This is a genomic window from Bartonella sp. W8122, assembly GCF_016102485.1.
Taxonomy (GTDB): domain Bacteria; phylum Pseudomonadota; class Alphaproteobacteria; order Rhizobiales; family Rhizobiaceae; genus Bartonella; species Bartonella apihabitans.
The window spans coordinates 793,925-808,864 of record NZ_JACFOO010000001.1; the positions used below are offsets into that span (position 1 = coordinate 793,925).

Genomic DNA, 14,940 nt, shown 5'->3' on the forward strand with positions numbered 1-14,940 from the left:
ATAAAGATACGGTTTTAAAAAGCGGGTGCAGACTTGATTTGAAAATATCAAAGCCGGTTGCGCTTTTTCACTTTTTTAAGTAGCAAGTGACTTAGAATTCGAGTTTGTCACCTTCAAGCGGGATAATAACCGATTGGCCGATACCTTCCTTATCGACATAAGAACGAAGTTCTTTCCGGCTTAAAACAGCATGGTTGCAGGCTTCCATATGAATAGCAACAAGCTTTGATTGTGGCGCGATCTTATGGGCGTGAACGACATCCTCCTTGCCCATAATAATGGAACCGAAGCCCTGAAGCTGTGCGTCACCTGCATGAAGAACAACAACTTCCGGCTTATAGTGTTTTAAATTATCCTCGACAGCGTCAATCCATATTGTGTCGCCCGCAAAATAAAGCGTTGGTTCATTTGGTGCTTCAAATATAAAACCGGTGGCATGGCCTAGGACTTCGCCAACCTCATGGTTTTTGAAAGCTTCATTGCTTCCATGCTGGCATAAAGTTTTGGTTACATGAATGCCGTTTTCAAAATCAAGTTTTTGCGGCAGAACAGCGAGATTTTTGAAACCTTGGCTCTGAAGAAATTCTTTGTCCTTTTCATTCTGGACGAATATTTTCTGATCTTTGTCTATAAGTCCTGTCGCAACCTCGTCCCAATGATCGGGATGGGTGTGACTTAAAAAAATGGCATCCACATTTTTGACAATGTCTCTGGCATCAAAAGGCAGTTCAACGCGCGGGAACCGCCGCTCGCTATGAACTGTACCGGGAAGTCCGGGATAGCGGTCTTTTTCTGCGAGCATCGGATCAATGAGAATGTGTTTTCCGGCGTAATCAAGAACAACCGTTGCGTTACGAATGAATGTGAATTTCATGGTTAAAACCTCTTCAATTTCTTGAAGTTTATGTAGGCATGCTTTTTTCGATTAGAAACTGGCCTGATGGTCAAAAGGCATTCATATCGGGCCAAAATTTAACGGAGTTTTTTTGGCGAAATAAAACGATTGATTAAATTGAAAACGTCTGCCGCCATTTGGTTGGTGTAACCTGAAACGCTTCAATAAAGCTGCGACGGAATGATTGGGTAGAGACAAATCCGGCAAGTTGCGCAATTTCCTCAATGGAAAGTTTTGTTGTTTCCAATGCGTGTCTCGAAAAATGCAGCCTTTCATGGGTAAGCCATTCCATTGGTGAACGGCCGGTTGCCTGATGAAAGCGGCGGGTAAATGTGCGCCGGCTCATACCGACAGTCTTGGCCATAGCATCAAGAGAATAGGATGAGGCGAGGTTTTTTCTGATTGTTTCAAGCAGTGAATTTATGCGCTGGTCGCTTGTCGAAATCGGAACAGGGGTAGCAAGATATTGGGCTTGACCCCCTTCGCGATGCGGTGGCGTCACAATCATCCGTGCGGCATGATTGGCAACAACGCCACCATAATTTTTGCGAATAAGGTGAAGACAACAATCAATACCCGCCGCAGTGCCGGCAGATGTGATGATATTACCATCTTCGACATAAAGGGCATTAAAATCGACTTCCGTATCAGGAAACTGTTCGGCAAACTGTTTTTCATAGGCCCAATGCGTTGCAGCTTTTTTCCCCTTCAAAAGCCCGCTAAAGGCCAGAACATAAGTGCCAAGACAAAGCCCCATAATGGTTTTATTTTTTCGCGCTTCATTGTTAAGACTTGTCTTCAGGGCAGAAGAGATCGGTTGTTCAGGATCCGGCCAATAAGGAATGACGATTATATCGGCGTCATCAAGGCTTTTAAGATCGTGGTCGACTTTTATCGAGAAAGTATCCTGACCTTCGATAATTCCGGTTTTTTCTGAAAACAGAATTGGCTTGTAATAGGTTTTGTCCGGCATGGCTGCACCGAAGGCCATGACCGGAACAGAAATGTGAAACGGGCTGAAATTTGCCATGACATAAATGGCTACAGTTTTCGGTGACCTGTTCAAAGTTGCATTTTGACCGGCATCCATGTTGTGCAAGCCATGTGATAACCGGTCCATTTTTTCAAACAGACCTTGCAATGATTGTTACAATCTTGTCGAACGTCTCGTCGTCAAGCCATGGACTATTCGATATGGTCAACATTCTCGCCGCAAAATCGCGGGCATTAGGGGTTGAAAAACGCTTGTTGAAATGCGGTTCAAGATAGGAATAATCGGGTAAAGCATGAACGAACAGGCGGGTGACGCCATATGGCGAAGGCCACAAGGTTTCAAGTGCTTTGTCTCTTGCTTCTTTGGTTTTAAAAAGCACCATAATAAATGGCCAAATAGCCCCTTCATCATCAAGGCCTTTAACAACTGTGATCGAGGGAATTTTTGCAAGCTTGTCGACGCGAAGTTGCGCCTGTTTTTTTATGTCCTCTAAAAAAGGTTTGAGCCTTGAAGCTGCGTTAGCACCTCTTTTCATTCTGAAACGGCTTACACGATGAACGGGAATATCGTCATCAAAAACATCGCCGACCGCTTCCTCTATATTGCCGGCGGCAAGTTCTTTACGCCTCGGCATGCCATAAGCGAGCGACAAAAGCCGCGGACGATAGGCGATAGAATATCCCAACAATTCGCTTATGCGTTTAAGTTCGAAGAAAAAACGGGGTTTTACTATTTTTCGGTGGGTTTCTTTTAATGCCAGACGGATTTCATCATTGGATGATGTCAAAAGGCCGCCTTCATAAAGGGTAAGCCCCTTTCCGACGGCAAGGCTGAAAAAAGCAATATCCCCCGTTTTGCCGGCTGCCGAACCAAGTGCCTGTGCCCCGTCTTCAATGACATAAGCGCCTTTTTTGTGAGCCATTTCAACGCATTGTTCAACATCTGCCAATTGGCCGCCAATATGGGCGGGAATAACAGCCAGTGTCTTTTCGTCGATCAGCTTGTCGAGGCAATCAAAATCGAAATCGAAACTGTTTTTTGCGGTATCACAGAGTTTTACGGTCAAATTGCAATGGGCAATGGCAAGCACAACGAGAGGGCAATTATAAGCCGGTATGATAACGTCTCTTCGCCCTTCGTTCTTGGGCATATTTGCCAGAGTCTGAAGGGCGACAATAAGTGAAGCCGTGCCTGAACATTCCAGAATGAGCGGCGGCAAATCGAACAAGTCGCTTAAATTAGGGCAAAGTTCTTTTTTTGTTGGCAACCAATCATGCCAAACCATAGGGAGACCGGCGGTTGGTGGAATTTCGCCTTGTCTCGTCATTGTCAGGATTTCTCGTTTTCTTTTTTGATGACATCACGTTCAGCAAATGCAAGGCACACAATGCCCGCAACAATAAACAGTGCACCGGCAAAATGTGCCAATGAAATTGTTTCGCCGAATATCAGAACGGAAGCAATCATGACAGTGACGACTTCAAGATGGGACGCCGCAAATGCCGGACCGACAGGCGCGCGTCTTAAAAGCGTCATCCATGTGAAGAATGCCCCGACATAGCCGAGAATGGCAAAATAGACAAAATGATGGGAAAAAATCCTGTATAACCATCCGAGGCTTGCTTCCAAGGGCAGGGCGGCGGTTGCCGAAAGCTTGAAGCTGATCTGGCCGAGCGTGTCGAACATCATCAAAAAGAAAAAGCCCAGAATATAGAAGCGACGCATTAAAAAGCTCCCACAATAGCAACACCAATGGCAACAAAGCTGATGCCGAGAACCCGCATAGAGGTGAGTTTTTCATCAAAAAACAGCCGCCCCAATACCATAATGACAATGATATTGATTGATCCGAGCAATATGCCTTCCGAAAGCGGAACCAATGTCAAAAATGCCATCCATAACAAAAATTCGGCGACATAGGAGATTATGCCGAGCCATAGAAGTGGTTGACGGAAAAGTGCTAGCCAATATTGAAAAAGCGATTGAGGTTTGTTTTCCTCGTCCGGTTCTGTGGCCGCACCTTTGAAGGCAAGCTGGCCGACAGTGTCACAAACAATATTTCCAAACCACACCAGAAAAATCAGCCAACTCATTGTCAGGCCATCTCGCGAATAAACGGGTTTACAGCAGGGGGTACCAATTGATCTTTTGTGCATAAGGCACCAAAGAAATCGGCACTTTCCTGAATGACTTTTTTACGGTCACGGTCAATTGTTATCATATGGTAGCTGTTCTCCAATGGTATCATCTTGACGGGGCCTGAAACCGAACGGGCAACACGTCCCGAATTTGTTTCCATATTGGCAATGTCATCATGGCTTGAATGCATGATAAGGCAGGGAGCTTTTATATCATGCAATTGTGTTTCGGTTTGTTTTGCAAGTTCCTGCATCTCGGCAAGTGAACCGAGCGGATTTCCGGCAAGTCCACCTTTGGCACTGTCGCCAGAAAGCATACTTTCGGAAATGGTTTTGCGTATCCGCTCGTCTTTCAAACCATAAGGCGGCCGTTCGATAAACACACTTTTCTGGAAAATGCCAAGCGCTTTGAACCATTTCAACAAAAATACAGACCGCTGGATATAGCGTGGTATCGACCAGCCGTCATAAACAAATGTCGGACCATATACGCCGACACCTTTTACATTTTCAGGGTGATCGGCCGTATATTTGAGCGCCAGAACCGCACCCATCGAAAGTCCGCCGACAAACATTGTGTCAACATGTTCCAAAAGCCGATCTGCTGCACGTATGACACTATCATACCAGTCATGCCAGCTTGTTGCCAAAAGATCATTTTCATCACCGCAATGGCCTGCAAGTTGCATACCGTAAACAGTAAAACCGTGCTTATGCAAACCTTTACCCAGAATTTGCATTTCGGCCGGTGTACCTGTCAAACCATGAATGAGAAGAACGCCAGCCCGACCACCTTTATAGAAAAAGCTGACATCGGTAATCATGAAGCCACCCTTTCGCGGGCTTTTTCCGGCCGTTGCAATTTGTGCCAGATTTGCATAATTTCGGCGAAGTTATCGACCTTGATGTGGTCAATGCTGTTTGCCGCACAATAATCGGCAAGTTTTCCTTTGGCGAGTACAAGGTCGGCTTTTCCGGCCGCGCAGAAATCCGACGTACCATCGCCGATATAGAGGGTAAATCCGTTACCCGCATTGGCAAAATGGCGGCATTTGCAATTACCTGCCGGGCAAGCAACATTTTTGTAGGGAAATTGTAACTGCCAATTATTGTTACCGGCATAAAGAAGACGGTTTGCGAAAACCTTGACGTTTTCGAGACCATAGCGTTTCAAAATCGTGCGGATGCTATAATCAAGCCCGTCGCTTAAAATGGCAATATCAACACCTTGCACGTCAAGCAAGCGGACAAAATCCGGAAAAGCCGGATCGATTTTCATTTCATCAAGACATTTTTTGAGCTCGGCAGGCGAGGCCTTGATAAGCGCGATTTGTCTCATCATGCATTCACGTGCACCGATTTTGCCTGAAAGCCAATCCTGTTCGATTGATTCCCAGTTTGGAGATGCAAATCTTTCCAAAAGAACATCTGTCACGTCATTATCGGCAATCGTGCCGTCAAAATCGACAAAGACGCGGGAAAATATGGGCCCTTGTGAGAATACGGGAGCGCTCAAAGCTTGAAAAGCATTCGGGAACGTTCTTGTCATATTCGTCTTAATCTCCAATAGAAGCCATAAACTGGAATTTGGTCAGCTTGATACATAGCGACCTTTTACCTATAAACAATAAAGACGAATATGCGTTCTTTGTTGCATTTCTGTAACCGGAAAAGAAAGACCTGCATGAACAAGAAAATTCTTATAATAGAAGATGATACAAGGCTTGCCGAGCTTGTTGCCAATTATCTGAAGCGACAAAATTATGATGTAGAGGTGCATCCTCGCGGCGATACTGCCGAAGAGGTCATCAAGCAATTGCTGCCTGATCTTGTTATTCTTGATGTCATGCTGCCTGGAAAATCCGGTTTCGATGTTTGCCGTGATGTGCGTCCCTTCTATAAAGGCCCGATATTGATTATGACGGCAAGCGAGGATGATATTGATGAAATTATCGGATTGGAACTTGGTGCCGACGATTATATGTCAAAGCCGGTCGAGCCACGCCGTTTGCTTGCCCATATAAGGGCGCTTTTAAGGCGCAAAGAAAGTGAAATTGTCGACGAAAATCATACTGAAAACGAAGCATTACCTTCGTCGCGCACCAAACTTGTTTTTGGCAATCTCGTCATAGACAAGGATAACCGCGCAGTTCTGATTGATAATAAACCAGTTGATTTAACCACGGCCGAATTTGATCTCTTGTGGCTTCTTGCAAGCCACGCCGGACAGATATTATCACGCGACGATATATTAAATGCTTTGCGTGGTATCGAGTTTGACGGGCTCGACCGGTCGATTGATGCCCGTATTTCAAGGCTTCGCCGCCGACTGGGTGATGACCTTGAAAACCCGCGTTTTATCAAAACAGTGCGCGCCAAAGGGTATCTTTTTTTGCAATGGGAAGGAGAATAAGAAAATAGGCTGAAGCAATAGGCAGGAATGAGGAGCGGATCCTGCGTAAAATTGATAGTATGAAGCTGCTGACAAAATGGCATAAAATCTGCCAATGATTTAAAAAGTGGATGTTCGGGCTATAATCTTTGGGAAAGATAAGCGGAATTACGTGAAAAATGCGAATGGCGGCAATGATTGGTGAAATGCTATGACGAACGAAGAACATGATGGGCTACAAAAAAGCCGTCGCCGCATGGTCATTTTACGCTCGATCAGTGTGCTTATCATTTTGTTCTTCTTGCAAGGTGGCGTTGCTTACGGAACATTGCAATTGTTTCTTGCTTTGCCTGCCAACTGGACCGGCATTATTGACGACGCGGATATTGAACGCGATGCCCATCAGGGCACCGTCTACATGATTGATCAGGCAATTGCGAACGAGCCGTTGAAAAAGCCATCTGATGTGCTGCAAGAATTGCAGCCGCATTTTCATTTTCGCCTCGCTTATATCGAAAAGCCCGACCATTTTTCGGATGATGTGAAAGAGCAATTGAAATCCTATGACCTCGCTTATGATGATGAAGATGATCATATCTATGCAAAACTCAATTCAGGCGGCTATCTGAAACTGGGGCCACTCGTTACAACCGACATTAATGATGCCAATGCCAGCGCAATTTTCATCCTTCTGGCACTGCTCACAATTGTCAACGCTCTGCTGTTTTTTGCCATTTTATATTTTGCTTTTTCCACATTGTGGCGTGAAGCGCGAGCAATCAGATTGACAGCCAATGCGTTAGGCGAAGGAAATTTGACAGCACGTGTTCCGAAAATTCGTAGCGAACCGTTAAAAATGATTGGCCATGTTATCAATGATATGGCAACCCGTCTTGAGCTTCTCGTCGGTCATAGCCGTACCATGATGCATGCTATGGCGCATGAATTCCGCACACCTCTCGCCCGATTGCGCTTTGGTTTAAGCATGTTGGAAGATTCCGACCCGGAAGAAAAAAAGAAGCTTTATGCAGGAATTGACAAGGATATAGACGAGCTTGAGCAATTGATAAAAATATCGCTCGATTATTTCCGTATGAACAACAAAAACATGCCGACAAAGCTTGAAAATGTCCATATCAAGCGTTGGGCAGAAAACATCATTGATGATCTGTCATTGTTGAAGCCGAAGGGATTCGAAGTCAGTTATAATATTGCCAATGTGGATAGTTTTATTGACCCGAAATTGGCTGCAATGGCGTTTCGCAATATCATTCTGAACGCTTTCAAATATGCCCGTTCAAAGGTTTACATCCATGTTTATAAACAGGATGATGCGCTGATTTTCGAATTCGATGATGATGGACCGGGGGTAGCGGAAAGCGTCAGAGAAGAAATATTCTCGCCTTTTTTCCGGCTTGATAATGATAAATCCGGCTCACATGAGGGATATGGGGTTGGTCTTTCTTTCGTGCGTGCTATTGCGGAGCTTCACCATGGTTCGGCTTTTGTCCTTTCAAGCCGCTTAGGAGGCGCACGTTTTGTCATGCGCTTCGGGCTTTAGAGAGAGCGCCTGAAAAATACGCGCTTTCTTGAAAAATACGCTTTTTAAAGATAAGCGGAAAGCGTTTCAATGAGTTTGCTATTCAACTCATGCTGTTCTTTTTGCCACTTTGTAACCAGTTCGTTGGAAAGGCTTGTTTGCCCGTCAAGTTTACTTAAAAGACTTTTCCAGAAACTGTGATAAGTGTAATTGGAAACTTCTCCGGTAATATCACAGGCTCTAAGTCTGGAACCGATATTGGTGATAAGGTCGGTCAAATGCCGCGGCTCCATCTCGCCCTGATCCCAATTTGTATGGATAAATTGCGGCGAGAGCGCATCCTTGTCGATCGAGAGATAAACGGGAAGATTTTCTTTATAAATGCTGCTGATAAAGGCTGACATCATGTCATCGACATTGGCAAATGTCTGGAAAGCATTTTTCAAGCCCAGAATATTTGCCCAGCTCACATCCACTTTTGTCGACCAATAGGTCAATTTGTTGGACATAAGCGGCTTCAAGCGGTTTTCGACAGCGTGTTTCACACCAATATCGCCAGAGGTAATGCCGACAACATGAACATGGTCGACGAACGGCAATGACGCAGCATGGCTGATCCATGAACCGCAATGGATACCGAAAGGATAACGCATATTGTCGGGATGATTATCAATCACAATGAGCGTTAAAGATTCTTGTTTTAAATGTTTGTGACAATGCTTTACCAATAATTGGCTCACATGGTGATAATCACCACTTCCAAGAAAGACCGGTCCACAAGTTTCCGGCATTTGTTTTTCAAGTTCCATTTCGAGCTTACGAAAATTGGCAAAAGTCGTGGCGTAACGGATACGGTCTTGCCATCCGCTTAAATCGATATTGATGGAACTGTCGAATGTTCCCACACTATTATCAAAATCGAGGACAACCGGATTTTTCATCAGTTTTGGTCTCCTTGAAGTTCAAGATGGGCATCACTTTCGAAATGATGCCGGAAGTGCTTCAATATCCCTCGCAACAAAGGATTGCGGATATAGACAGCATGGCGTGTATAAACGAATTTTGCGCCAAGATAGGCTTTGATTTCAGGATCGGTCCAACCGGCAACATAATATTTGAAACCGTTGAGGCGGGCATATTCAAGATTGAAAAACCAGCTTATGAAATAGAGATTATTGTCGGTTGCAAGCGGGTAATCGAAGCCGATATATTTATCGACAAGCATGTCTTTATAGGCAAAACAGATATTGTAACCGATGAGCTTGCCACTTTTATTATAGACAATAACCCGCAGGCTTTCGTCGTCCGTATGTAACAAATCGTAAAAAAACTCTTCACTCAAGAGATCGAAATGGATTTCGCTCTGTTGAAAGACCTGTAAATAAAGCTGGTAGAAGTGTTTGATCACTTCATCACTTTGAAGATAAGGCGAGTTGGCGGTTAAAACCTCAATCTCCAGATTTTCCATCGCACGCAATTTCCGACGAAAATCCTTGCGGCGATTTTTCGAAAAACGGACAAGAAAATCATCCCGTGATGAATAATCGACCGGTACATAGGCAAGCGCTTGTCCGGCAACAGAAATAAAGCCCGCCTGTTCCAATTTTTCAAGAAAATCCGCAGTTTTTTTTGCATCTTCATCGGATAATAATGGCGAAGGGGAGGGCAAATCTTTAACGATGACAAGCGGATAATTTTTGCCTTCTTTTTCTTTCAAAAAAAGCGCCACTTGAGTTGCATTAAAAGGTGTGGGCAGCGGCGAAAATTCCGATACAGTTGTGCCGACAAACAATGTTTTATATTTCAACAGCCGTGACCAGAATTTATAGAAAGGTATTTTTTTTAAACGCTTTTGATCTTCATTATCCATTGTCGTTGTGAGATCAAAGAGAGCTGCAAAAACCGGAAGTCCAGCTCGAGAAATATCGGCTTTGAAATCAACAGGCGGGTGGCGCAGAAAATCGCTTAAAAGATAATCGGGTTCAAGCTTGTTTGACCAAGCTTTAATGGCGTTGTCTGTCTCTTTTCGATTATCCATATTTCGCCCGTTTACCCATCAAATGTTTTGAAAGAAGCGGATAGAAATTCGCTTACGCGTTTTCACCTCGTACGGAACTGGTCGTCACCACGCTTTATAAAAAGCCTGGAATTTCAAAAAATGCGAAGCGAGCATTTTAGAAAACACTGTGAAGGGGAAATTTCCCCCTTCACACGAATGGTTTTCCGGACCGGAATTGAAGCCGGTCCGACGTTATTTTATTGTTCTTTCTTTGCACGCGTAATCAATTGATCAAGCAGTGAAATTGCTTTGTCAATTTCTTCTGTTGTGATGAGAAGCGACGGTGCAAGGGTGATGACGTTTTTATAATAGCCACCGACATCGAGAACCAGTCCGGTTTTTTTGCCCTGCCAGTCAAGATCGCCCGAAAGGCCGATGTCGACCATGCGGTCAAGAAGCGCTTTGTTCGGTGTGAAGCCATCTTCGGTGCAAATTTCGGCACGCAAGGCCAAGCCCAAACCGTCAACATCACCAATTTCCGGATGGCGTTTCTGAAGATCTTGCAATCCTTCCAGAAAATGTTTGCCCTTTTCCATAACCATGGTTTCATAATCGGTTTCACCAAGCATATGGAAAACTTCAACACCGAGCGCAGTTCCGAGCGGATTCGAAGCGAATGTTGAATGGGTAGACCCCGGAGGGAAAATTTTCGGGTTGATCAATTCTTCACGCGCCCAAAGGCCACCCAAAGGATTAAGACCATTGGTGAGCGATTTGGCGAAAACAAGAATATCAGGGGTTACACCGAAATGTTCAATCGACCATAATTTGCCTGTGCGATAAAATCCCATCTGGATTTCGTCAACGACAAGAAGAATGCCATGGTCGTCCAGAACTTTCTTGATGCCTTTAAAGAAGTTTCTCGGCGGAATAACGTAACCGCCAGTCCCCTGAAGAGGCTCGATATAGAAGGCAGCATATTCGGTTTCGTTTGCTCTCGGATCCCACACGCCATTATATTCTGTTTCAAACAGGCGGGCGAATTCGTTGACGCAATGTTCGCCATATTCTTCGACAGTCATTCCTTTAGGACGACGGAACGGATAAGGGAAAGGCAAGAACATGGCGCGTTCGCCAAAATGCCCGTAACGACGGCGATAGCGATAGCTTGATGTAATGGAAGAAGCGCCCAATGTGCGGCCATGATAGCCACCTTCAAAGGCAAACATCAGGCTCTTTCCGGCCTTGGCATTACGCACGACTTTCAGAGAATCTTCAATACATTGCGAGCCGCCGACATTGAAATGGATACGCCCGTCAAGGCCGAATTTCTTCTTCATATCCTCGGCAATGATTTTGGCCAATTCGATTTTTGTCGGATGCAAATATTGGCTGGCAACCTGCGGTAAAGTGTCGATCTGCTTTTTCAGAACATTATCAAGGCGGGGATTTGCGTAGCCAAAGTTACAGGCGGAATACCACATTTGCAGATCAAGGTAAGGGACACCTTCGAGATCATACATATAGGAGCCTTCACAACCGGCAAATACTTTTGGCGGATTTACGTAGTGGACAGTATCACCGAAGGAGCAATATTTTGCTTCATCGGCGAGCAGCCGAGACTCGAAAGCCTTGGCATCAGAATTTGTCATTTTTTCTGGTTTTGCCATATTTGCACTCCAAACTAAAAGATAGTCTGAATTTTAGAGCGCGAAAAAGTTAGGGCTGTTGTGTTTGTGTTTTGCTTTAGTAACAAAACTTATCTTTGCCCGAAAAGCTCATAAAAATGCGGTTACAAAGCCCTCGCCAGCATTCGAAATTCTAACTTGAAAGCTAAATAGTTCACTTTTTTAAGGCCGCGGAAGCTTTTTGTAACCTTCAGTTACAACAGGCGGCTTTTTCAAAGTTAAGGGTAAATTTTTACCGGACAATAAAAATAAAGCCGTTTTCAATCAATGAAATTTATGGCGAGATAATTTCTACAAATCCGGGGGTAAACAGGTGCAGCGATAAAATGACGTATCAATAATCCGGTTCATGGAAGTGGCATAAAAATTGAAAGTAAAGAAACGGATAAGAGAGACCGGAAATTTTTCTCAAAAAATATTTTTAAGTTGGCAGAAGATACCTCTTTCATATAGTTGACACTCGTTATTTAATATTTTTCATAATCAAAAAAGCCCGATAATGTTCTACCGGAGAATAAAATGAAAACAGCGCTTGTTTTACAACATCTCGCATTTGAAAATGCCGGTTTGATCGGGAATGTTCTTGGCAAACGTGGATATGAACTGAAAAACCTTGATGCAACGCGCGATGACATTTCGGCTTTTCCGGTCAATAAAGCAGATATTGTTGTTATTCTTGGCGGGCCTATCGGCGTTTATGATGGTGAACTCTATCCCTTTATCACTCAGGAATTAAAGCTCATAGAAAAATCCTTGAAAATCAAAAAACCGATGATCGGAGTCTGTTTAGGCGCACAATTGATTGCAAGTGCTCTCGGGGCGAAAGTACAACCGATGGGTAAAAAAGAAATCGGGTTTTCGAGCTTGCAATTAACCGATGAGGGGCAGAAAAGTCCGCTTGAATTGATCGGCACAACACCGGTTCTTCATTGGCATGGTGATGAGTTCGAAATTCCGGAAGGGGCGAAGCGTTTGGCAGAAACCGGAATTTGTCCCAATCAGGCGTTTTCTTATGAAAATATTTTGGCGTTACAATTTCATCTTGAAGCAGATCTTGATTATTTTGAACATTGGTTGGTAGGACATGCCTCAGAGCTTTCGCAAGCCGGAATTGATCCGGTTGATCTACGCAATGACGCAAAAAAATACCAAGGGGATTTGAGAACAAAAGCTGAAAAAATTTTCAATCTCTGGTGTGAAGAAGTTTTGAAAAATCTCTGATTTTTGCAAACTTCCTTCGGTCAACAAGGCAATTTCTTCAACACGGAAATTTATGTTTGAAGCTCCGCCCAAAACGACTGCTTCGCTTCATATATCGGCAATTTCATTGCTGAAGACTTTATGTTGTAAAATTTACACAAATTTCGCTGTGGTTTTTACGTAAAGCAAGAAGCGCTCTTTTTAAAACCGGTTGCGAGATGTTATCCCCCCGACATCAAGTAAATTTGTTCGATTTTATTTATAATGATATTCAAGGAAATAACTGTTCAGGTTTTTATCAATCAGAAAACAGCCGTTAAGTTATTCGATCTGCTGTTCGCCGAGCAGAATAATTCAATGAGGCGTTCTCTCCGGTTCTGTCAGCCCGAAGGCCAATTATTTCGCTAAAATATTTAGGCCTTTATCGGGAAACACAATTACATATTCGGGTAAACAGGACCTTCGCCACCTTGTGGACATGTCCATGTGATATTCCGGTTCGGGTCCTTGATGTCGCATGTCTTGCAATGTATGCAGTTTTGCGCGTTAATGACATAGGTTTCCCTGCCATCCTTTTCTATCCATTCGTAAACGCCCGCCGGACAATAGCGTGTCGAGGGACCGGCATAGATATTCAATTCCGATTTTTCCTGAACATCGAGCGAGGTTACTTTCAAATGGCAAGGCTCATTCTCTTCGTGATTTGTATTGGAAAGAAAAACACTCGAGAGGCGGTCAAAACTGACAATGCCATCAGGTTTCGGATAGTCGATCGGTTTGTGTTTTTCTGCCGGTTCAAGAGAAAGATAATCCGGTAGACCATGCGACATTGTGCCGAAAAACGAAAAGTGGAAGAGCGCCTGACACCACATGTCAAAGCCGCCCAGTTGAACACCTCTTTTCGTGCCATATTTCGATAATAACGGCTTTACGTTGCGGACCGGATAAAGATCTTTTCCGATTGCACTGTCGCGCCAGCCATTTTCAATTTCGCTGATTTCATCATGGCTGCGGCCGGCTTTTATGGCGTTTGCAATTGCGTTGGCAGCGTAAACGCCGGATAAAACCGCATTATGCGAGCCCTTTATGCGGGGAACATTCATGAAACCGGCGGAACAACCGATTAACGCACCACCCGGAAAAGTCAATTTCGGGACGGATTGCCAGCCGCCTTCGGTCAGAGCACGGGCACCATAGGCAATGCGTTTTCCGCCTTCAAATATCGGGCGAATTGCCGGATGTGTTTTGAAACGCTGGAATTCTTCAAACGGAGAAAGGTAAGGGTTTTTATAATTGAGGTGAACAACGAAACCAACCGCAATCTGGTTGTTTTCCATGTGATAGAGAAAAGAACCGCCACCCGTTTCGTCATCAAGAGGCCAGCCTAATGTATGCTGGACAAGGCCGGCGTGATGTTTTGACGGGTCGATTTCCCATAATTCTTTCAGGCCTATGCCATATTTCTGGGGTGAGCGCCCTTTATCAAGATCGAATTTGTTGATGAGCGTTTTCGCAAGTGACCCACGTGCTCCCTCACCAATCAGAACATATTTGCCAAGAAGCTCCATGCCCCGCATATAATTCGGGCCATGGCTACCATCTTTTTCAACCCCCATATCGCCTGTTGCAATGCCTGTAACAGCACCGTCTTCGTTATAAAGAACTTCCGTGGCAGCAAAACCAGGGTAGATTTCCACGCCAAGCGCTTCGGCTTTTGTGGCAAGCCACCGGCAAACATTTCCCAAAGAGACGATGTATTTTCCATGATTGGAGAGAATCTTCGGCATAATCCGGTTGGAAAGCTGCTTGGCTTTGGTCTCGTCCAACACGAAAATATGGTCTTCTTTTACCTCCGTTGTGAAAGGATGGTTTTGTTCGTTGCGCCAATCCGGCAACAGCGTGTCAATGCCGATTGGATCGACAACAGCACCGGACAGAATGTGGGCACCGACTTCGACACCTTTTTCTACAATAACAACCGAAAGATCAGGGTTGATCTGTTTCAGTCTTATAGCAGCCGAAAGGCCTGCCGGACCGGCGCCGACAATAACAACGTCAAATTCCATGCTTTCGCGCGGAGGTAATTCATTCATT

Annotated in this window: 14 protein-coding genes; 3 read left to right on the plus strand and 11 right to left on the minus strand. The window is 44.5% G+C overall.

Annotation, left to right across the window (positions count from 1 at the left end; translation table 11 throughout):
* Window positions 1-91 precede the first annotated feature (91 nt).
* The 7 genes from H3S83_RS03515 to H3S83_RS03545 all read right to left on the minus strand — a co-directional run bounded on the left by H3S83_RS03515 (window position 92) and on the right by H3S83_RS03545 (window position 5,576).
* Complete coding sequence (locus tag H3S83_RS03515; protein WP_198238934.1) at window positions 92-874, minus strand: MBL fold metallo-hydrolase; 783 nt, start codon at window positions 872-874, stop codon at window positions 92-94.
* A gap of 133 nt (window positions 875-1,007) precedes the next feature.
* A complete protein-coding gene (locus H3S83_RS03520) occupies window positions 1,008-2,015 on the minus strand; it encodes a GlxA family transcriptional regulator (protein ID WP_198238935.1) in 1,008 nt (335 codons plus the stop codon).
* 4 nt (window positions 2,016-2,019) lie between these two features.
* Complete coding sequence (locus H3S83_RS03525; protein WP_198238936.1) at window positions 2,020-3,216, minus strand: DegT/DnrJ/EryC1/StrS family aminotransferase; 1,197 nt, start codon at window positions 3,214-3,216, stop codon at window positions 2,020-2,022.
* A 2-nt stretch (window positions 3,217-3,218) separates the two neighbouring features.
* Entirely contained in the window at window positions 3,219-3,614 is a 396-nt protein-coding gene (locus H3S83_RS03530; RefSeq protein WP_077970383.1) for a multidrug efflux SMR transporter, read from the minus strand.
* Window positions 3,614-3,982: an EamA family transporter gene (locus H3S83_RS03535; protein WP_077970384.1), complete on the minus strand. Its 369-nt coding sequence runs from the start codon at window positions 3,980-3,982 to the stop codon at window positions 3,614-3,616. The genes H3S83_RS03530 and H3S83_RS03535 overlap by 1 nt, the downstream gene beginning before the upstream one ends.
* 2 nt (window positions 3,983-3,984) lie before the next feature.
* Window positions 3,985-4,851: a carboxylesterase gene (locus H3S83_RS03540; RefSeq protein ID WP_198238482.1), complete on the minus strand. Its 867-nt coding sequence runs from the start codon at window positions 4,849-4,851 to the stop codon at window positions 3,985-3,987.
* A complete protein-coding gene (locus H3S83_RS03545) occupies window positions 4,848-5,576 on the minus strand; it encodes an MtnX-like HAD-IB family phosphatase (protein ID WP_198238937.1) in 729 nt (242 codons plus the stop codon). The genes H3S83_RS03540 and H3S83_RS03545 overlap by 4 nt, the downstream gene beginning before the upstream one ends.
* A gap of 135 nt (window positions 5,577-5,711) precedes the next feature.
* Between H3S83_RS03545 and H3S83_RS03550 the strand changes: the two genes are divergently transcribed.
* Both H3S83_RS03550 and H3S83_RS03555 read left to right on the plus strand, forming a co-directional pair.
* Window positions 5,712-6,440: a response regulator gene (locus tag H3S83_RS03550; protein ID WP_198238938.1), complete on the plus strand. Its 729-nt coding sequence runs from the start codon at window positions 5,712-5,714 to the stop codon at window positions 6,438-6,440.
* A gap of 190 nt (window positions 6,441-6,630) precedes the next feature.
* A complete protein-coding gene (locus H3S83_RS03555) occupies window positions 6,631-7,980 on the plus strand; it encodes an ATP-binding protein (protein ID WP_198238939.1) in 1,350 nt (449 codons plus the stop codon).
* Between the two features lie 44 nt (window positions 7,981-8,024).
* On the opposite strand, the gene H3S83_RS03560 is transcribed toward H3S83_RS03555, so the two are convergent.
* The 3 genes from H3S83_RS03560 to H3S83_RS03570 form a co-directional block, all read right to left on the minus strand.
* Window positions 8,025-8,900, minus strand: a complete 876-nt coding sequence (locus H3S83_RS03560) for an arginase family protein (protein WP_198238940.1) — start codon at window positions 8,898-8,900, stop codon at window positions 8,025-8,027.
* A complete protein-coding gene (locus tag H3S83_RS03565) occupies window positions 8,900-9,997 on the minus strand; it encodes a GNAT family N-acetyltransferase (protein WP_198238941.1) in 1,098 nt (365 codons plus the stop codon). Before H3S83_RS03565 ends, H3S83_RS03560 begins: the two co-directional genes overlap by 1 nt.
* Window positions 9,998-10,215: 218 nt before the next feature.
* Complete coding sequence (locus H3S83_RS03570; RefSeq protein ID WP_077970405.1) at window positions 10,216-11,628, minus strand: aspartate aminotransferase family protein; 1,413 nt, start codon at window positions 11,626-11,628, stop codon at window positions 10,216-10,218.
* A gap of 537 nt (window positions 11,629-12,165) precedes the next feature.
* Here H3S83_RS03570 and H3S83_RS03575 point away from each other — a divergent pair.
* Window positions 12,166-12,867 carry a glutamine amidotransferase gene (locus H3S83_RS03575; protein WP_198238942.1) on the plus strand — a complete coding sequence of 234 codons (702 nt, stop codon included), beginning with the start codon at window positions 12,166-12,168 and terminating at the stop codon, window positions 12,865-12,867.
* A 416-nt stretch (window positions 12,868-13,283) separates the two neighbouring features.
* On the opposite strand, the gene H3S83_RS03580 is transcribed toward H3S83_RS03575, so the two are convergent.
* Window positions 13,284-14,939, minus strand: a complete 1,656-nt coding sequence (locus H3S83_RS03580; RefSeq protein WP_198238943.1) for an electron transfer flavoprotein-ubiquinone oxidoreductase — start codon at window positions 14,937-14,939, stop codon at window positions 13,284-13,286.
* Window position 14,940 lies beyond the last annotated feature (1 nt).

Coding starts and splice junctions, on each gene's coding strand:
- H3S83_RS03515 (WP_198238934.1), bottom strand. CDS start 874: ATGAAATTCACATTCATTCGTAACGCAACGGTTGTTCTTGATTACGCC.
- H3S83_RS03520 (WP_198238935.1), bottom strand. CDS start 2,015: ATGGACCGGTTATCACATGGCTTGCACAACATGGATGCCGGTCAAAAT.
- H3S83_RS03525 (WP_198238936.1), bottom strand. CDS start 3,216: ATGACGAGACAAGGCGAAATTCCACCAACCGCCGGTCTCCCTATGGTT.
- H3S83_RS03530 (WP_077970383.1), bottom strand. CDS start 3,614: ATGCGTCGCTTCTATATTCTGGGCTTTTTCTTTTTGATGATGTTCGAC.
- H3S83_RS03535 (WP_077970384.1), bottom strand. CDS start 3,982: ATGAGTTGGCTGATTTTTCTGGTGTGGTTTGGAAATATTGTTTGTGAC.
- H3S83_RS03540 (WP_198238482.1), bottom strand. CDS start 4,851: ATGATTACCGATGTCAGCTTTTTCTATAAAGGTGGTCGGGCTGGCGTT.
- H3S83_RS03545 (WP_198238937.1), bottom strand. CDS start 5,576: ATGACAAGAACGTTCCCGAATGCTTTTCAAGCTTTGAGCGCTCCCGTA.
- H3S83_RS03550 (WP_198238938.1), top strand. CDS start 5,712: ATGAACAAGAAAATTCTTATAATAGAAGATGATACAAGGCTTGCCGAG.
- H3S83_RS03555 (WP_198238939.1), top strand. CDS start 6,631: ATGACGAACGAAGAACATGATGGGCTACAAAAAAGCCGTCGCCGCATG.
- H3S83_RS03560 (WP_198238940.1), bottom strand. CDS start 8,900: ATGAAAAATCCGGTTGTCCTCGATTTTGATAATAGTGTGGGAACATTC.
- H3S83_RS03565 (WP_198238941.1), bottom strand. CDS start 9,997: ATGGATAATCGAAAAGAGACAGACAACGCCATTAAAGCTTGGTCAAAC.
- H3S83_RS03570 (WP_077970405.1), bottom strand. CDS start 11,628: ATGGCAAAACCAGAAAAAATGACAAATTCTGATGCCAAGGCTTTCGAG.
- H3S83_RS03575 (WP_198238942.1), top strand. CDS start 12,166: ATGAAAACAGCGCTTGTTTTACAACATCTCGCATTTGAAAATGCCGGT.
- H3S83_RS03580 (WP_198238943.1), bottom strand. CDS start 14,939: ATGAATGAATTACCTCCGCGCGAAAGCATGGAATTTGACGTTGTTATT.